Below are 19,259 nucleotides of genomic sequence, written 5' to 3' on the forward strand. Positions count from 1 at the left end.
TGAATTGCCCTAGCGTGTGAGGCATGAACGCGACATCCCCCGCCGGAGCGCTGCTGTTGTGCCGTGCCGAACCCGAGACCGTACGGCCGGTGGCCCGTCTGCTCCGCGAACGGATGCTGCTCGCGCCCGCCGGAGACGGGTGGTCCGTGCTCGTGCCCGAGGGAAAGCCCTGGCGGGACGGTGGCGCCGGGGGTGCGGACGCGGAGCCGGTCGACCGGGTCGTGGCCGGCTGGGCCGCCGCGCTCGCGGTCGGCTCGACCTGGCCCGTCCTCGCCCTGTGGTGGGACGGCGACCGGGCCGGTCACACGCTCGCGTCCGGTTTCCGCCGCCCGGTCGGCTACGTCTGGCTGGCGGACGGCACGCCGGCCGGTGAGGACGAGGCGATGCGTACGTTCGCCGAGCGGCTGGGCCTCGACCCCGTACTGGACGTCCAGGCGCTCGACGAGCTGATCCGCCCGGACCCGGACGCCGATGCCCGGGTCCGGCTGCGCGGGCTGCTCGCGGTCCTCACCCGCATCGGACTGGACCTCCCGCCCGGTCTGGACCCGGAGACGCCCGGCGACCGGCTGTACGCGGCGGCCGACGAACGGCCCGAAGCGGAACCGGTCGTCTGGACCGGCTGGCGCGCGGCGATGACGGCCGAACTCGACGTGGTCGAGAACAGCCGTCTCGGTCCCTGGATGCGCGGCCCCAGGGCCCGTGCGCTGGGCGGCGCCCAGGTGGCGGCCGGATTGCCGCTCGCCCTCTGGGGGATCGGGCGCCGCAGCGGTGGCTGGGCCTTCGCGGGGGCGCTGCTGGTGGCGCACGGAGCGCTCGGCCTCGCGTACGACCGGTTCAGGGCCGACGGGGTCGAGGGGGTCGACGGGGCCGAGGACGTCGGGCCGGTCTGACCGGTCGTCCTCCTGTTCCTGTTCCTACTCGTCTTCGTCCTCGTCGTCGAGGCGGGCCAGCCAGGTGGCGAGGCGCTCGACCGGCACCTCGAAGTCGGGATTGAGATCGACGAACGTACGGAGCTGCTCGGCGAGCCACTCGAAAGTGACCTCTTCCTCGCCTCGCCGCTTCTCCAGCTCCTCGATACCGCGGTCGGTGAAGTACATGCGGAAAAGCCTAATGCCTGGTGACAGCTCCGCGGTGGCCGGTGGTGCGGTCCGCGACGGACGTGCGAACCGGCCGAGAACCGGTCGGCGGGGTGGCGGCGTCATGGTCCATGTATCTCGCGTCGGCCGCGTACTGCCGTTAGCCTGCGGGTAGTTGGGGAACGGGGGGTTTCATGGGTGACAGCGGGGCCCGTATCACGCGCATCGAGATGCCGGACGGCACACCGGTCTGGGCGCGGATCTCCGGGGCGGAGGAGCTGGCGAAGCCCGCCCGGGGTCCGGCGTTCACGGACATCGGGTACGGGGACTTCGCCGAGCAGGTGCAGGCCCGGGTTGAGAGCCTGCAGGCCGTCGTGACCAGCGTCGCGCGCTCGCTCGCCGAGCCGCTGCGAGCGGTGCGGCCCGACGAGGTCAGCGTCGAATTCGGCATCGAACTCACCGCGAAGGCGGGCAAGGTCGTCGGCCTCCTCGCCGACGGCGAGGCCAAGGGCGGCATCAAGGTCACCCTGACGTGGAACGGCGGGGGCCCGCCCGCCGACCCGTCGATCCCGGCGCAGAGCGGGGCGCGCGGGGCGGGACGGACAGCGCCGGATCACGGTTCCGGGGCGCGGGCCACCGGGCACCCGGCGGGGTCGACGCCACCGCACCCCGCCCCGCACATGCCGCCCCCGCCCTCCTCGCCGCCCGTGCACCCGCCCGCACCCACGACGTCACCAGCGGCGCCCCAGGCGTCCCCGGACGCCGGCGCGTCCGCAGGGAATCCGGGCGCCGACGCGTCCGCAGGCACTCCGGACACCGGCGCGTCCGCAGGGAATCCGGGCGCCGGAGCATCCACCGGCGCACCGGCGCGTCCGGACGGGGCCGGGCCCGGCGCCGGAAGCGGGTCATGACGCAGCCGCCGGGCAGGGGCGCAGGGGGCGGCTCGGCGGGTGCGTACCGTGCGCTGGTGGGCCTCGTGATGGCGGCGACCGTACGCATCCATCGGCCGGAGCCCGGGTATGCCCCGGACGGATCCGACAGAGGCTTTCTGGGGAGCGGCTTCTTCATCGCCCCGAGCTGGGTCCTCACGTGCGCGCACGTGGCGATGGAGGGGGAGGGGCGTCACGTGAACGTGGTCTTCAAACCGGACCCCGGCAGCGCCGAGACCGCGGTCGAGGGCACCGTGGTCGCCGCCCTGCCCGAGAGCCGGCCCGGCGCGTCCGGGGCGGGCGGCTGGCCCGCGCCCGACCTCGCGCTCATCCGGCTGCTGCGGCCCGTCGCGCACCCCTGTGTGTACGTCACCGAGCGCCCGGCGGGCATGTTCGGCGGCGGCTCGGTCCTCTACGCCGGCTGGACCGACGGCGGGTCGGGGCAGCTGACCCGGTTCAGCGGGCGGTGCCAGGTGATGGGCACCTTCGGCGACTGGGCCGAGGACGACGAACAGATGCGGCTCGACGGCGACCGGATGTATCCCGGCCTGTCCGGCGGACCCGTGGTGGATCTGGCCCGTGGCGAGGTCGTCGGCGTACTCAAGTCGCGTTCCGACGGCGCGACCGGCGGGACCTCGATCGGCGTCGAGCGGCTGCGTACGCTGCCCGTGCCGCCCGGCGCGGTCGCCGCCGAGTCCGACGACCCCTACCAGGCGGTGTTCCACGCCCACGACCGCTATCACGCCGACCGGCACATCAGCTCCGTCGGCACGGAGCGGACCTGGGCCGATGTCCAGCGTGAACTGGGTGCCGGAGCCGGGCTCGCGCTCAGCCCCCAGCAACGGGTCGACCTGCTCGGCCGGCTCGCCGAACTCCCGCCCCCGCTCAGCACCCGCAGCCTCCTCGGCCTCCTGGACCGGCTGCCGGACACCCACCCGGCCGAGCACCACGCCGCCCCGCGCGGCTGGCGCGACGGCCTGGGGGCGCTGTACGACGCCCCCGGCGGCGACGGCGCACTGGAGCTGATCCTGCGTTACTGCATGAGTGCCATTTCCGCCGAACGTCCCTACGTCCTGCCGTCCACCCAGGACGCCGAGGCGTCCCTGTGGGACTGGGTGAAGCGGATGGCGGAGGAGCGGCTCTCCCGCAAGTTCCGGCACGAGCTCGCCGGGCTCCGGTACAACGACCGGCACGCACCCGGCCGCGAACACGTACACACCCCGGCGCCGACGCTCGAACCCGCCAGGACCCGCAGCGCCCCGTTCGTCCTGCTGGAGCTGGAGCCGCGCGGCTGGGAACCGGACCGCTACGACTGGCGGATCGGCGTCGACCGGCACGCCGGGGACGTCCTGCCCGTCGCCGAGGACAGCCGGGGCACCGCACTGGACGCCCTCCCCGCCCGGCTCGCGGGCCCGCTGGCGGAGGCGTTCCGGCGGTGCGACGAACCCGACAGCCCCGCCGTGCTCCAGGTCGTCGTGGACCGGAGCCTCGTGGACCTGGAGGTCGACGCATGGCGGGTGCCGCCCGACGGGCGGCCGCTCGGGGTGCTGCGCCCGGTGGTCATCCGCTGCCCGGACCGCGGTCAGCTGCCGGCCGACGACGGGATCGACGAGCGCGAGGCGCGCTGGAACCGGACCGTGTCCGCCGCGATGCGGGCCGCCGTCGTCGATTGCGAGGACGGAATGCGGGTACCCGTACCGGTGGTGGAGGAGCTGCGCGGACTGGCGTACGAGACCGTCCCGGTGCTCTGCCGTCATGGCGACCCGGCCCGTCCGGAGGCCGCGGCCGGTCTCGGACGGGTGCTCGACGCCGGTTTCGGAGTGGCCCTGTGGCGGCGCCGGGCGGCCGAACCGGCCGCGGTCTGCATGGAATTCCACCGGAGCGCCGCCCGATCCGTCACCGAGGCCGGCACGGCCGATCAGCTGCCGCGGAAGATCCATCGGCTGAGGCAGGGGGTGCACGCGGGGCGTACGGAGATGTTCTGGTCGGACGGCGTCGCCCTGCTCTACCAAGATCCACATCATCCGTTGCCCGGCTCCGGCGACGAGTTCTTGGAGGCGCCGTGAACGACCGGGCCGGCCGGCCCCTTACGGGGCATACGGCGGATCGCTACCGTGATGCACGTTCGACTGCTGCCCCTGGCGGACGAGTGACGACGAGGAACACGCTATGAGTGAACCCAGCGAGTGGCTCATCTACCGAGGGGCCGGCGAGCCGCACGAAGGCATCGAGCAGTTGCCGCCCCCGCCGCCCTGGCGGGATTTCGCGGGCCGCGGCGCCCCGGCCCCCGGCGAGCAGGACGGGGACGGATCCGCCGACCGTCGTCTCGGCGGCTACCGGCACATCGCCGAACTCCACCGGCCGGGCGCCGAAGAGCTCGAAATGATCAATGCCGCGCTCTATCTGCGGCGTCCGCTGCTGGTCACCGGCAGTCCCGGCGCCGGAAAGAGCACGCTGGCGCACTCCGTCGCCCACGAGCTCGGGCTCGGCCGGGTCCTGCGCTGGCCGATCGTCAGCCGCTCGGAACTCCAGGACGGCCTCTACCGCTACGACGCGATCGCCCGGCTCCAGGACGTGCAGATCGCCGCGCACGGCGCGGCGGCCGGGGCGGCCGGCGCCGCATCGGCGGAGAGCGTCGGCAGCTACATCCGGCTCGGGCCGCTCGGCACCGCGCTGCTGCCCTCGGACCGGCCGCGCGTCCTGCTCATCGACGAGCTCGACAAGAGCGACATCGACCTGCCGAACGACCTGCTCAATGTGCTGGAGGAGGGCGAGTTCGGCATTCCCGAGCTGGAGCGGATCGCCGACCGGCTGCCCGGGGGAGAGGCGGAGGTCCTCGACGACGACGGCAACAAGGTGAAGGTGAGGGGCGGCCGGGTGCAGTGCCGGGCCTTCCCGTTCGTGGTGCTCACCAGCAACGGCGAGCGGGACTTCCCGGCGCCCCTGATGCGCCGCTGCATCCACCTGGAGCTCGGACGCCCCGACCACCAGCGGCTCGCGACCTTCGTACGCGCCCACCTCGGCGACGAGGCGGCGCGTTCCGGGGACGATCTCATCGCCCACTTCCTGGAACGCTCCCGGAGCGAACTCCTCGCCACCGACCAGCTGTTGAACGCGATCTACCTCACCGACGCCGCCGCCCCGGCCGGCCGCGACCGTCTCGCCGACCTGCTCATCCAGCGACTCGACAGGCCGAGGTGATGCGCTGATGTCCAGGGGCGCGCCACGCCACGGACCGGACGAGGAGGGCGGCCACGACAGCGGCGCGGGCGAGGCCCCGGAGCCTCGCGACCACGACGTCCTGGACGGGGCCGGTACGTCGCGCGACGCACCGGCGGCAGGAGACACACCGGCGGCGGGAGGCGTACGGGTTGCGCGCGACGCACCGGCGACCGGCGACACATCGGCGACGGGTGACGCACCGGTTGCGGAAGCCGCACCGCCGTACGACGGAGGCATGCTGCCCGCGTTCGTCGCCCGGTTACGGGAGGCCGGGCTCGACCCCGACGTCGAGCAGCTCTGTGACGCCCTCTGGCTGGCCCGTTGGACCCGCGACCCCGACGCGCCGGACGACGAGAGCGACGAGGCCGCGCCGCCGCTGCCCGCCGACCCGGCCCGGGAGGGCCGGCCGGGCGGACGCCCCGCGCAGCCGGAGGCCGGGGGCGACGAGGCCCCGGACCCCGCACCGGACGGCGACGACGCCGTGCGGCAGCAGGACCCCGGGGACGCGGACCGGCGGATCGCCCTCTACCCCGTACCCCGTACCGGGCCGTCCGGCGGCCCCCGCCCGGACGGCCCCGCAGGGCGCGGACGGAGCACCGGCCGGGGTGGCCGGGCGAGCGCCCTCACCCTGGGCGTGCCCGCCGCCCCCGCCCTGCCCGCACCGCTCGAACTCCAGCGAGCCCTGCGCCCGTTGCAGCGCTATCGCCCGGCCGCACCGCCACTGCGCCGCACCCTCGACGAGACGGCGACCGCCGAGCTCAGCGCCCGGGCCGGCGGGGTGATCATGCCGGTGTTCCGGGGCGCGTCCCGGGGCGAGGCGCTCCTGCAGTGCGTCATGGACGCCTCGTCCTCGATGCTGGTGTGGGACCGGATGTTCGGTGAACTCCAGCAGATCTTCGGCCAGTTGGGCGCCTTCCGGGATGTTCAGGTCCGCTATCTGCACCAGGGGCCCGACGGCGCGGCGGCGGTGAGCCGCAGCCCCGATCCGGCCGCCGCGCCGCTGAACTCCGCGGACCGGCTGAGCGATCCGACCGGCCGGCGCGTCACTGTCCTGGTCAGCGACTGCGCCGGTCCGCTCTGGCACAGCGGCCGGGCCCACCGGCTGCTGCACCAGCTGGCCGGGCAGGCCCCGGCCGCCGTGCTCCAGCCCCTGCCGCAGCGGATGTGGAACCGGACCAGGCTGCCGGTCACCTACGGTTCGCTGTCCCGGGGCGAGGGGCCCGGCGGAGCCGCCGTACTGAAGGTCACGGAGCACGCCGGATCGGGGCCCGCCGTGCACCCGGGCGCGCTCGCGATCCCCGTACTCCCGCCGGTGGAAGGCGCGTTGGCGGCCTGGGCGAGACTGCTCTCCGGCACCGGCGCGGGGCAGATCTCCGGCGCCGTCGGCTGGGTACGGGCCGATCAGCCGGCGGCGGCCGCGCAGCGCCCCGGCGACGGGCTGTCCTCGCTCCAGCTGGTCAGCCGCTTCCGTTCGGCGGCCTCCCCGGCCGCCGGACAACTGGCCGTCTACCTCGCGGCGGCCCCGCTGTATCTGCCGGTGATGCAGCTGGTCCAGCGCACGATGCTGCCGAACTCGGGACCGTCCGAACTCGCCGAGGTGCTGCTGAGCGGACTGCTGACACGGAGCAGGAGCCAGGACGGGAACGGCGCCGGCGAGGACGGCGGCCAGTGGTACGAGTTCGCGCCCGGCGTCCGCGAGGCGCTGCTCGGCCCGCTGGGCCGGGACGAGGCACTGCTCGTACTCAAACACTGCTCGCAGTACATCGAGCAGCGGTTCGGGAAGGGCGGGCCGAATTTCCCGGCTCTGGCCTTCGCCCAGCTCGGCGAGGGCCGGTACGGGCCGTCGCGGACGACCCCCACCACGGACACCCTGACGAACGGCGCGCCCGACGAGGACATCGAAGAGGGTGACGAGAACGGGGAGAGCGGCGCAAGCGGCGGGCCGCGCGTCCCCCACCCCTTCGCCGAGGTCGCGGTCCGCGTACTGGAGCGATTCATGCCCCTGCCCGAGCAGTTCGTCGTCCAGGCCGACCGGGACGGACACCGCAGCCCCGTCCAGACACCGAACGCGGCGGTGGAGAGCGCCCGCGTCCTGCTGCGGCACTTCGAGTCGGACCACATGGTGCAGTACCTGATGGACGCCGTGCAGCTGCTGCGGGGCGCCACCGAGCGCGAGGAGCAGCCGGACGCCGACCCCGAACTGTGGGCGGAGTACTCGCGCTGCGTCCTGCGACTGTGGGAGGTCCAGGGCGACGCCGAACTGCTCCGCGAGGCCGAGTACGCCGCCGAACGGGCCGCCGCACACCCCGGCGCGGTACGCGAACGGGCCGTACTGGCCAAGGTGTTGCACGCCGCGGCCGACGACCGTCGGCGCCGCGGCGACCGGCGCGGCGCACTGGAACTGCTGCGCCGCGCCGACCGCGAGTACACGGCCGCCTGCTCGGACCCGGGTCTGGAGCCCGCCGAGGCCCTCCGGCTCACCCTGGAGCGGGTCCGGGCCCTGGAGGCGCAGTGGCGGCTCGACGGCGACACCGCCCTGCTGCAGGCCGCGTGCGGCATGCTGGAGGCATTCGCCGACGTCTGGCCCGACCAGGAGAACCGCCCCACCACCCTGCCCCTGGCGCACGGCCGTACGCTCCTGAAACTGGCCGGCGCCACCGCCGACGCCGAACAGTCCCGCGTCTACGCAGGTCAGGCGGCGCGCTCCTTGCGTACCGCGTTCGAACAGGGCGGCGGCCGGCACACCATGGGCACCGAGGTGCGCATCCTGCTGGACCTGGTGGACGCCCTGCTCGGTTCCGGTGAGGAGCCGGACGAGGCGGGGGCCCTGATCGAGCAGGCCCTGGAGACCGTACGGGAACAGCGGCTGCGCGCCTCGCTCCGGATCCGGGCCGCCCGGGTCCGTATCGCCCGCTACGAGCACACCGGAGATCCGGACGAACTGGTGGCGGCGGCCGACTGGTTCGCCCGCGCCGCGCGCGGCGTCCCGCGTGACTCGCAGGCCCACGCCGATCTGCTCGCCGAGTGGGGCGGCACCCTGCTGCGCCGGGCCCAACTGCGCGACGGGCGCGCGCACATCGGTGCCGCGGTACGGGTGCTGCGCGACTGCCGTACGGAGACGGCGGCGGGCGGCAGACGCCTGGCCGAGCGGCTGCTGATGCTGGGCCGGGCGCTGATGCTGCGGCACCGGGCCACCGAGGACCGGGTCGACCTGCGGGAGGCCGAGCACCTCTTCGGCCTCGCGGCCCAGGAGGCGACCGACCCGCTGACCGAGGCGCGCTGCTGGCTGGAACTGGGCCGGTCCCACCTCGACGCCTCCCGGGTGCTGGAGCGTCCGGCCCGGCTCGACGAGGCAGCCGGGGCGTTCTTGGGCGCGGCCGCGGCGGCCGGGACGGCGGAAGCGGAGCTGGACAGTCCACAACAGGTCCAGCAGGCTGTCGAGTTGGGTGCTACAGCCAACCACTGGCGGGGTATGACATACGAGAGGGCGGGCCGCCCCCGGGCCGCACGCGAGGCGTACCGGGCGGCCGTCCGGCAATGGAGCAAACTGCCGGACGGCGGCGGCTCGGCGGGCGAGTCGAGCGCCGAGCGGCTGGCGGAGCTGGAGCGCTGACTGCCGGGCGGCGAGCGTCCGGGCGGAGCGGCTCCGGGTGTGATGCGATCCGGGCGGTGCGCACCGCGTACGACCGGTGTACGACCGACGCCGGTCGACGGCGGGCTCAAGAAGGCGTATGTCGGCTTGTGCGGGGCATCGGTACAGAGGTAACCGGTGCGGGCGGCGCGGCTCGCGCGGACCGCGCGGCTGCGCGAGCGGAGATGCGTGTGTCAGGGACGTGGGCTCAACGGGATGCGCTCAACGGCGAGCGGGTGACCGCGGGCTCGCTGCGGCAGTACACGGTACGGGGAGGCGTGATGAGCGAGTCGATACGCGACGGCGGTCCGGGCGGCGGGGCGTCCGGCGGGCCGGATGCGTTGCCCGATCTGCTGGAAATCGATCTGGAGGCGCTGCGGACGATGGACCACCCGGTGCTCAGCGAGGTGGTCGCGGACCTGCGCGGCCGGGCCGAGCAGCCACGGGAGATGCTGTGGGGATTCCAGAGCGCCTTCTGAGGCGGGGTGCCCCGCAGCTCCGCAGGACGGGGCCGCAGCCGCACGATTTCGGTCCGGGTCCCGGTTGAACAGGACATCATGGCCCTGGACGGGTTTGCCCGCACGGCAGCCAAGGGATACTCGCCTCGGGCCGGCAACGGGGGCTGTCCCGGCGGACGTGCGGCACGGGGGTGCGGGAGTGTCTCGACAGACGACGCCGCACACGCCCCGGCGCGCCGGCAACGGTGCCCCCGGCCGGCTCCCCGTCCCCTTCGGGCAGTTCATCGTCAAGATGCACGGCCGCTGCAATCTCGCCTGCCGCTACTGCTACCTCTACGAGGGCCCCGACCGGACCTGGCGGACCCGCCCGGCCGCCGCCGCACCGGCCGTCCTGAACCGCACCGCGGACCGGATAGCCGAACACGCGGCAGCCCACGGACTGCGGGACGTCGCCCTCGTCCTGCACGGCGGCGAACCCCTTCTCGCGGGCGCCGCCCGGCTGGCCGCCTTCACCGACCGGGTACGCGGCCTGCTGCCCGACGGCTGCACCCTCCACACCACCGCGCAGACCAACGCCACCCTGCTCACCGACACCCGTGCCGCCACCCTCGCCCGGCACGGCATACGCATCGGCATCAGCCTCGACGGCGGTCTGGCCGCCCACAACACCCAGCGCACCGACCACGCCGGACGCCCCTCCTGGCCCGCCGCCTCACGCGGCGCCCGGCTCCTCGCCGACCGGCACCCCGACGCGTACGCGGGCATCCTCACCGTCGTCGACCCGCGGACCGACCCGGTCGAGCTGTACGAGTCGCTGCTCGCCCTGCGCCCACCGGCCCTCGACCTGCTGCTGCCGCACGGCAACTGGACGAACCCCCCGCCGGGACTCGCCGCCGCGCAGACAGCCCCCACAAAACCCGGACCGGGGCGCCCGACCCCGTACGGCGACTGGCTGACCACCGTATTCGACCGCTGGTGGCAGGCCGGCCGGCGGGAGACCCGGATCCGGCTCTTCGAGGAGTGCATCGCCCTGCTGCTGGGCCTGCCCGCCGCCACCGAATCCCTCGGGCTCGACCCCGTCAACGCGATCGTGGTCGAGACGGACGGGACGATCGAGCAGGTGGACTCCCTCAAGTCCGCCTACGACACGGCCGCCGCCACCGGACTCGACATCTTCCGCCACACCTTCGACGACGCCCTGCACCACCCCGGCGTCGCCGCCCGCCAGGCAGGAGCCGACGCGCTCGCCGCCACCTGCCGCGCCTGCCCGCTGCTGACCGTCTGCGGCGGTGGCCACTACGCGCACCGCTACCGCGCAGAGAACGGCTTCACCAACCCGTCCGTCTACTGCGCCGATCTCGATCGGCTGGTACGCCACATCGCGGGCCGGCTGTCCGACGCAACCGCAGGAGCACACCGATGAGCCCCCCACCCGGCCCCCCACCCCACCCCCCGCTCCCGGACCCCATGCTGCGCCAACTCGGCCGCACCGAAGGCGACGCCGACACCCTCCGCGTCCTCGTACGCGACCAGGACACCCGCCGGCTCCTCCTCCTGCGCGCTCTGCTCGACGCGGCCGAGGCCGCCCCCACGACCGTCTGCCCGCCCCGGGCACTCGACCGGCTGCACCAGGACTGGGCGCTGCTGGAGACGGCGGAGCGCGCCGGCCGGACCGCCGTGCGCACCGTCCTGTTCCACCCCTTCACCGGCCCCTGGGCCCAGCGCTGCCTGCGCGCCCTGTCCGGTACCGTCTCCGGCCCCGGACTCCGGGCCGGCCTCGACCACTTGAGCGGCCTCGCCGCCGCGGCCGCGATCCGCGCGGGAGTCCCGTTCACGGCCCGGCTCACCGCACACGACGGGCTGGTGCCGCTGCCCACTCTGGGCGCCCTCCGCACCGTCCCGGACCAGGTCGACATCGCCTTCACCGACGGTGAAGTGACGGTATGCGAGACAGATGGCCGGCCGCTTCTCACCGTACGTACCCAACCGGACGGAACGGCCGGTTCGGCCGACCCGCGCTGGCTGCCCGTGCTCGCCCTGCCCGCCGTACTGCCCGGCGCCGGTCCCGTACCCCTGGACGATGTCGACCCGTACCGCACCGAGGGCGGCGGCCTCCGGCGCCACGGGCTGAGCGCCGCCATCCGCATCGACGACCACGAACGCAAGATCTGGGCCGAGTTCTGGTCCGGAATGGAGCCCCTGCTCCGCATCGGCGGCGAACACCGCCTCACCGAAGCAGCCGTTCTCCTGCGCTGTCTGGTACCGCTCGGCCCGCCACCCGGCTCCGGGCCCACCGGCGAGGGCGCGGCCCACTGCAGCGGCACCAGGCGCGAGGCGTTCGGCGCCGTCCTCAGCAGCAGACCGGCCGCCGCCGCCTACTTCGCCGCCACGCTCGTCCACGAGCTCCAGCACACCAAACTGGCCGCGCTCGGCTCCCTCGTACCGCTGCACCACGAGGACACGACACCACGTCACTTCGCCCCCTGGCGCCCCGACCCCCGGCCCTTCGACGGCCTCCTCCAGGGCGCCTACTCGCACCTCGCGCTCGCCGACCACTGGCAGCGGTTCGCGCTCGGCGCGCGGCGTGTCACCCACCGCGACCTGGCCTGGTCCGAACACGCCCGCTGCCGCGAACAGGTCGGGGCCGTACTGCCGGTGCTGGCCGGATCGGCGGCACTGACCCGCGAAGGCCGGGTCCTCGTCGACGAGATGATCACGGTCTACCACCGTCTGGACGATTGTCCGCCCCCCACGGGGCATCTCGCGCGCGCGCAGGCGTACGTGTCCACCGCGAAGGTGATATGGCAGCAGAGGAACGGCTCGCGCAGGCAGTGAGCGACCCCGTGATATCGATCGGAGCGACCATGCTCCGGTGTATGTTGACAAGGCTCGTACCGAAGCAGGGAGATGGTTGAATGCCCGGAACGCGTAAGCAAGTTGGGGCAACCGGGGCGCAGACCGTCACCATCAGTTTCGCCGGTTTCAACCGCGCCTGGGCGGCGTGGATCGCGGACCGTCTGGAGCGACGTGGCGTGACGGTCGTCCAGCAGCGCTGGGACCCCCCGGTGGAGCTCCCGCTGGAGGAGGCCCTGCGGGATCTGACGCTGTCGCGCGGCCGTGTCCTGGTGGTCCTCAGCGACTGGTACTTCCAGCTCGGCCCCCGCAGCCACGACGAGTGGAACAGGGCGCTGCGCGAGGTCGTCGCCCCCGACCCCGACCGCTTCGCCGCCGTGTCCGTCACCACGTCCGCGCTGCCCGGTGCCACCTCGGTCCTCGGCGCCGCCGACCTGACCAACGTGGGCGCCGACGAGGCCGAGCGGCGGCTCCTCGTCCGCCTGGGCCTGGGCACCGAACCGCTGCCCCATTCCGCGGAGACCAGGCCGGGACTGCGGTATCCGGCCGACACCCCCGAGGTGTGGGGCGGGGTGCCTCGGCGCAACACCCGGTTCACGGGCCGCGAGAAGCTGCTCAGCAAGGCGTACCGGGCGCTCCAGGACGCCGGACCGGGCGCCGGGGTCGTGACCCTGCACGGCATGTCCGGTGTCGGCAAGACCCAGCTGGCCGCCGAGTACGTCTACCGCTTCGGCTCCGAGTACGACGTCGTCTGGTGGGTGCCCGCCGACCGCCGCGCCCTCTACCGCCAGAAACTCGCCGAACTCGCCCCCGAACTGGGCCTGTCCACCGGCGCCGAGTACGGCGAACGGCTGCGCGCGGTACGGGACGCGCTGCGCCGCGGCGAACCGTACTCCCACTGGCTCCTCGTCCTCGACGGCGCCGACGAACCCGAACACATCTGGGACCTGGTGCCGACCGGCCCCGGACACGTCCTGATCACCTCCCGCAACCCGGAGTGGAGCGAGCACAACAGCAACCTCGTCGAGGTCCCGGTCTACGCCCGCAACGAATCGGTCGCCTTCATCCGCCGCCGGGCCCCGCGCCTGACCCCGTCCGAGGCCGACCAGCTCGCCGAAGCCCTCGAAGACCTCCCGCTGCTCCTCGACCAGACCGCCGGCTGGCTCAACGACTCCGACATGTCGGTCGACGAGTACATCGATCTGCTCGAAGGGGGCATCGACCAGGACGTCGTCAAGGTCTCCGCGGACTTCCCGCTCGCCTTCCAGACCGCCTGGTCGATACTGCTGAACAAGCTCAAGGACACCGTCCCCGAATCCGTCGACCTGCTGCGCCTGTGCAGCTTCTTCGCACCCGGCTCCATCCCCGTACGGCTGTTGAAGGAAATGCCCCCCGGCGAACTGCCGGAACAGCTCTCCGGCCTGATGAACGACCCGCTGCTGTGGAACAAGGCCATCGGCCAGCTCCGGCAGTACTCCGTGGTCCGCCTGGAGTCCCACGAATCGGTCGTCGACGAGGCGTCGTCCGGCGAATCGCTCTACATGCACCGCATGGTCCACCAGATCATCGGCAAGGACATGCCGGAACGGGACCGCCAGGAGTTCATCGACGTGGTCCGCCGGGCCCTCGCGGCCGCGGATCCGGGCCGGCCCACCGACACCCGTCTGTGGCCCGCCTACGCCGAGATCACCCCGCACCTGAAATGGGCCGACGTCCTCAACAGCACCGACCCGGCGGTGCAGACCCTGGTGCTCCACTGCCTGCGCTACATGTACCTCTCCGGGGAGTACCGGGCGGGCATCAAACTGGGCGCACGCGCCATGGATGCCTGGCAGGAACTGCTGGGCGACGACTACTCCAGGGTCTGGGACCTCAGGTACCACTACGCCAACCTGCTGCGGGCCGTCGGCGACTACGCCGGCACGGAAGCCATCGAACGGGCCGCCGTCGAGCATCTGCGCGCCGAACGCGGCCCGCAGGACCTGGAACACCTGCGTGCCGCCAGCGGTCTCGCCGCAGACCTGCGGGGCCTCGGCCGGTACGACGAGGCGCTGGAGATGTCCGGCTGGATCCTCGGCGCCTACCGCGAACTGCTGGGCGACCAGGACTCGCGCACGCTCAACGCGCAGAACAACCTGGGTGTCTCGCTGCGTCTGCTGGGCCGGTACGAGGAGGCCCTCGAACTCGACCGGCGCACCCTGGACGCCCGGCGCAAGCTGTTGCGCCCGCGCCACAGCTGGACGCTCTACTCCGAGATCAACTACGCCACCGACCTGCGCCTGCTCGGGCGGTACGGCGAAGCCCTGTCGCTCCAGAACCCGAGCGTCGCGCTGCACCGGCGGGTCATGGGCCAGGACAACCCGCAGACCCTGCGCGCCGAGCACAACCTCGCGCTGTGCCAGTACCGCTCGGGGGAGCGCGCCAAGGCGGCGGACCTGTTCACCCGGGTTCTGGAACGCTCCGAGCGGGTGCTGGGCGAGAACGACCCGCTGACGATGATGTTCGCCGCCAGCCAGAGCTTCTTCGCCCGGGAGAACGCCGACATCGACCAGGCCAGGGACATAAGCGAAAAGGTGGTCGGCGGCTACGTGGACATGCTCGGCGAGGGACACCCCTATGTGGCGGGGACCCGGGCCAACCATGCGCTGATCCTCCGCAACGTGGGGGAGCGGGACCGCGCGCACACCCTCCTGGAGGAAGCGCTCGCCGACATGACGGAGGCCGTGGGCGAGAACCACCCCTGGACCCTCGGCTGCGCGGTCAACGCCTCGGCGCTGCGCAACCTGGTGGGCGACCCGGAATCCGCGGCCGCGCTGACGGACTCGGTCGTCGTCCGCGCCGCCGAGGTTCTCGGCCGGACCCATCCGCTGACGCTCTCCGCCCGGATCGCGCACGCCGCGGACCTGCGCGGCATCCGCGACCGGCAGCGCGCGGACAAGGTCGAGACAGAGGCGTTGGAAGACCTGAAGGCCACCCTGGGCGACCAGCACGTCCACACGGTCTCGGCGCGCTCCCGCAACCGTCCGTACTGGGACTTCGAACCGCAGATGATCTGACGCGTCCCGAGCGCACACGCCGAAGGGCCCGCTCCCGCGATCATCTCGCGGGAGCGGGCCCTTCGGGTTCGTGCGTACGGCGACCGGTCAGGCGTCGAAGACCTCGGCGACCAGCTGGGCCTGCTCGGCCTGGTGGCGCTTGGCCGAGCCGACCGCCGGGGACGAGCTGTGCGGCCGCGAGATGCGGCGCAGGCGCTCACCGTGCGGGACGTCGGCGCCGACGGCCAGGTCCAGGTGGTCGATCAGGTTCAGGGCGATGAACGGCCAGGCACCCTGGTTGGCCGGCTCCTCCTGGGTCCAGAGGTACTTCTCGGCGTTCGGGTACTTGGCGATCTCGGCCTGCAGCTCGGCACCCGGCAGCGGGTACAGGCGCTCCAGGCGGATGATCGCCGTGTCCGTGTCGCCGCGCTTCGTACGCTCGGCCTCCAGGTCGTAGTAGACCTTGCCGGCGCAGAAGACGACCTTGCGGACGTCGTTCGCGTTCACCGAGTCGTCGCCGATCACCGGGCGGAAGCCGCCGGTGGTGAACTCCTCCACCTTCGACGCGGCCGCCTTGAGGCGGAGCATCGACTTCGGGGTGAAGACGATCAGCGGCTTGTGGTGCGGGTTGTGCACCTGCCACCGCAGGAGGTGGAAGTAGTTCGACGGCAGGGTCGGCATGGCGACCGTCATGTTGTTCTGCGCGCAGAGCGTGAGGAAGCGCTCCGGGCGGGCGGACGAGTGGTCCGGGCCCTGGCCCTCGTAGCCGTGCGGCAGCAGCAGCGTGACGCCGGAGGTCTGGCCCCACTTCTGCTCGGCCGAGGAGATGAACTCGTCGACGACGGTCTGCGCGCCGTTGACGAAGTCACCGAACTGGGCCTCCCAGATGACCAGCGACTCCGGACGGGCCAGCGAGTAGCCGTACTCGAAGCCCATCGCCGCGTACTCGCTGAGCAGCGAGTCGTAGACGTTGTAGCGGGCCTGGTCGTCGGCGAGGTAGAGCAGCGGGGTGTAGTCCTCGCCGGTCACCTGGTCGACGAGGACCGCGTGGCGCTGGCCGAAGGTGCCGCGGCGGGTGTCCTGGCCGGCGAGCCGGACCGGGGTGCCCTCCATCAGCAGCGAACCGATGGCCAGGGTCTCGCCCATGCCCCAGTCGATCGTGCCGTTCTCCACCGAGGTCGCGCGACGCTGCATCTGCGGCATCAGGCGGGGGTGGACGGTGATCCGGTCGGGGATGCTGACCTGGGACTCCGCGATGACCTTCACGACCTCCTGGGAGACCGCGGTGGTCACGGCGACCGGGAACTCGGGCTGGACCTCGGGGGTGTGCGTCGGAGCGGGCAGCGAGGTGGCCTCACGGACCTCCGCGAAGACCTTCTCCAGCTGGCCCTGGAAGTCCTGGAGCGCCTGCTCGGCCTCTTCCAGCGTGATGTCGCCGCGACCGATGAGGGACTCGGTGTAGAGCTTGCGCACCGAGCGCTTCTTGTCGATCAGCGTGTACATCTGCGGGTTGGTGAACTCCGGGTTGTCGCCCTCGTTGTGACCGCGGCGGCGGTAGCAGATGAGGTCGATCACGACGTCCTTGTTGAACGCCTGCCGGAACTCGAAGGCGAGCCGGGCGACCCGGACGACGGCCTCGGGGTCGTCGCCGTTGACGTGGATGATCGGCGCCTCGATCATGCGCGCCACGTCGGTGGCGTACATCGAGGAGCGCGAGGACTCCGGGGCGGCGGTGAAGCCGACCTGGTTGTTGATCACCACGTGGACCGTGCCGCCGGTGCGGTAGCCGCGCAGCTGCGACATGTTGAGCGTCTCGGCGACGACGCCCTGGCCCGCGAAGGCCGCGTCGCCGTGGAGCGCGACGGGCAGGACGGTGAAGTCCGTGCCGCCCTTGTTGATGATGTCCTGCTTGGCGCGGGCGATGCCCTCCAGGACCGGGTCGACCGCCTCCAGGTGCGAGGGGTTGGCGGCCAGCGAGACCTTGATCTGCTCGCCGTCCAGACCGGTGAAGGTGCCCTCGGCGCCCAGGTGGTACTTCACGTCGCCGGAGCCGTGCATCGACCGGGGGTCGAGGTTGCCCTCGAACTCGCGGAAGATCTGCGCGTACGACTTGCCGACGATGTTCGCCAGCACGTTCAGCCGGCCGCGGTGGGCCATGCCGATGACGACCTCGTCGAGGCGGGCCTCGGCGGCGGAGTCGATGACCGCGTCGAGCAGCGGGATGACGGACTCGCCGCCCTCCAGCGAGAACCGCTTCTGGCCGACGTACTTGGTCTGCAGGAACGTCTCGAACGCCTCGGCGGCGTTCAGCCGGCGCAGGATGCGCAGCTGCTCCTCGCGCTCGGGCTGCTGGGCGCGCGAGCGCTCCACCCGGTCCTGGAGCCACTTGCGCTGCTTCGGGTCCTGGATGTGCATGAACTCGATGCCGGTGGTGCGGCAGTACGACTCACGCAGCACACCGAGGATGTCGCGGAGCTTCATCATCGACTTGCCGGCGAAACCGCCGACCGCGAAGTCCCGCTCCAGGTCCCACAGGGTGAGGCCGTGCTCGGTGATGTCCAGGTCGGGGTGCTTGCGCTGGCGGTACTCCAGCGGGTCGGTGTCGGCCATGACGTGGCCGCGGACCCGGTAGGAGTGGATCAGCTCGAAGACCCGCGCGGCCTTGGTCACGTCGTTGTCGTGCGAGGCGTCGATGTCCGTGAGCCAGCGGACCGGCTCGTACGGGATGCGCAGCGACTTGAAGATCTCGTCGTAGAACTCGTTCTCGCCGAGCAGGAGCTGGGCGACGATCCGCAGGAACTCGCCGGAGGCGGCGCCCTGGATGACCCGGTGGTCGTACGTCGAGGTCAGCGTCATGACCTTGGAGATGCCCAGCTTGTTCAGGGTGTCCTGGGAGGTGCCCTGGAACTCGGCGGGGTAGTCCATCGCGCCGACGCCCATGATGAGGCCCTGGCCGGGCATCAGGCGGGGCACGGAGTGCACGGTGCCGATGCCGCCGGGGTTGGTCAGCGAGGCGGTGACTCCGGTGAAGTCGTCCATGCCGAGCTTGCCGTTGCGGGCGCGGCGGACGATGTCCTCGTAGGCCTGCCAGAACTCGAAGAAGTTGAGCGTCTCGGCCTTCTTGATGGCCGCGACGACCAGCTGGCGGTCGCCGTTCGGCTTCACCAGGTCGATGGCCAGACCGAGGTTGACGTGCTCCGGCTTGACCAGGGTCGGCTTGCCGTCCTTCACCGCGAAGGAGTGGTTCATCGCCGGCATGGCCTTGAGGGCCTGCACCATCGCGTACCCGATGAGGTGCGTGAAGGAGATCTTCCCGCCGCGGGCGCGCTTGAGGTGGTTGTTGATGACGATGCGGTTGTCGAAGAGCAGCTTCACCGGAACGGCGCGGACGGACGTGGCCGTCGGCAGCTCCAGCGAGGCGTTCATGTTCTTCGCGACGGCGGCCGACGGGCCGCGCAGCGTCACGTACTCCGGGCCGGCCGGTGCCTCGGTGGCCGGAGCCGCCGCAGCCTTCACCGGGGCCTCGGCGGGCTTCGCGGCCGGCGCGGCCTTCGCCGGTGCTGCCGGGGCAGCGACGGCGGGAGCGGCCTGTGCGGGCGCCGGAGCCGCGGGCGCCGGAGCCGCGGGCGCCGGGGCCTGCGCGGCCGGAGCCGGGGCCTGCGCCGGAGGGGCCTGGAGTGTGGTGGTCGGTGCGGTGGCGGCCGGGGCCGGGGTCACCGCAGCCCCCGCGGCTGCGGCGCCGGGAACGGGCTTGTCCGCCGTGCCGGACGTACCCGGCTTGTAGTCGGCGAAGAAGTCCCACCAGGCGCGATCGACCGAATTGGGGTCCTGGAGGTACTGCTGGTAGATCTCGTCGACGAGCCACTCATTGGGGCCGAAGGCCGCAGCCGGGTCGGAACCCGGGCTGGCTTGGTCGGTCGAGATGCTCGAGTTACTGGGGGACTGAGACGACACGGCGGCAACCGCCCTCTTCCGCTTCACAAGGTGATGGACAGCGGAAATCAAGGCTACGCCTCCCCAGCCGTTCCATGCAGGCCGGGCCGGTCTTCGTCGTG

11 protein-coding genes are annotated in these 19,259 nt (G+C 72.7%); 9 read left to right on the top strand and 2 right to left on the bottom strand.

The window, feature by feature from the left end; all coding sequences use genetic code 11:
- Positions 1 to 23: 23 nt before the first annotated feature.
- Positions 24 to 890: a hypothetical protein gene (locus ACFVV1_RS02885; RefSeq protein WP_389983421.1), complete on the top strand. Its 867-nt coding sequence runs from the start codon at positions 24 to 26 to the stop codon at positions 888 to 890.
- A gap of 24 nt (positions 891 to 914) precedes the next feature.
- Here ACFVV1_RS02885 and ACFVV1_RS02890 read toward each other — a convergent pair whose 3' ends face one another.
- Positions 915 to 1,097 (bottom strand): DUF6104 family protein, encoded by a 183-nt coding sequence (locus tag ACFVV1_RS02890; protein ID WP_003961784.1) that lies wholly within the window; start codon positions 1,095 to 1,097, stop codon positions 915 to 917.
- Between the two features lie 173 nt (positions 1,098 to 1,270).
- Between ACFVV1_RS02890 and ACFVV1_RS02895 the strand changes: the two genes are divergently transcribed.
- The 8 genes from ACFVV1_RS02895 (at position 1,271) to fxsT (ending at position 15,225) form a co-directional block, all read left to right on the top strand.
- A complete protein-coding gene (locus tag ACFVV1_RS02895) occupies positions 1,271 to 1,987 on the top strand; it encodes a CU044_2847 family protein (protein WP_389983424.1) in 717 nt (238 codons plus the stop codon).
- A complete protein-coding gene (locus ACFVV1_RS02900; RefSeq protein WP_389983427.1) occupies positions 1,984 to 4,071 on the top strand; it encodes a trypsin-like peptidase domain-containing protein in 2,088 nt (695 codons plus the stop codon). The genes ACFVV1_RS02895 and ACFVV1_RS02900 overlap by 4 nt, the downstream gene beginning before the upstream one ends.
- Positions 4,072 to 4,174: 103 nt before the next feature.
- On the top strand, positions 4,175 to 5,206 hold the full coding sequence (locus ACFVV1_RS02905; RefSeq protein WP_389983430.1) for an AAA family ATPase: 1,032 nt from the start codon (positions 4,175 to 4,177) through the stop codon (positions 5,204 to 5,206).
- Positions 5,207 to 5,462: 256 nt separating this feature from the next.
- Positions 5,463 to 8,840, top strand: coding sequence for an SAV_2336 N-terminal domain-related protein (locus ACFVV1_RS02910; protein WP_389983935.1), 3,378 nt, complete (start codon positions 5,463 to 5,465; stop codon positions 8,838 to 8,840).
- A gap of 209 nt (positions 8,841 to 9,049) precedes the next feature.
- Entirely contained in the window at positions 9,050 to 9,337 is a 288-nt protein-coding gene (gene fxsA / locus ACFVV1_RS02915) for an FxSxx-COOH cyclophane-containing RiPP peptide (RefSeq protein ID WP_389983433.1), read from the top strand.
- Positions 9,338 to 9,608: 271 nt separating this feature from the next.
- Entirely contained in the window at positions 9,609 to 10,739 is a 1,131-nt protein-coding gene (locus tag ACFVV1_RS02920) for an FxsB family cyclophane-forming radical SAM/SPASM peptide maturase (RefSeq protein ID WP_389983938.1), read from the top strand.
- A complete protein-coding gene (locus ACFVV1_RS02925) occupies positions 10,736 to 12,151 on the top strand; it encodes an aKG-HExxH-type peptide beta-hydroxylase (protein ID WP_389983436.1) in 1,416 nt (471 codons plus the stop codon). Before ACFVV1_RS02920 ends, ACFVV1_RS02925 begins: the two co-directional genes overlap by 4 nt.
- An 80-nt stretch (positions 12,152 to 12,231) precedes the next feature.
- A complete protein-coding gene (gene fxsT, locus ACFVV1_RS02930; protein WP_389983439.1) occupies positions 12,232 to 15,225 on the top strand; it encodes an FxSxx-COOH system tetratricopeptide repeat protein in 2,994 nt (997 codons plus the stop codon).
- Between the two features lie 87 nt (positions 15,226 to 15,312).
- Here the strand turns inward: fxsT and ACFVV1_RS02935 are convergent, their stop codons facing one another.
- Entirely contained in the window at positions 15,313 to 19,158 is a 3,846-nt protein-coding gene (locus tag ACFVV1_RS02935) for a multifunctional oxoglutarate decarboxylase/oxoglutarate dehydrogenase thiamine pyrophosphate-binding subunit/dihydrolipoyllysine-residue succinyltransferase subunit (protein ID WP_389983442.1), read from the bottom strand.
- Positions 19,159 to 19,259 lie beyond the last annotated feature (101 nt).

It is taken from the genome of Streptomyces sp. NPDC058092, assembly GCF_042884935.1.
GTDB lineage: Bacteria > Actinomycetota > Actinomycetes > Streptomycetales > Streptomycetaceae > Streptomyces.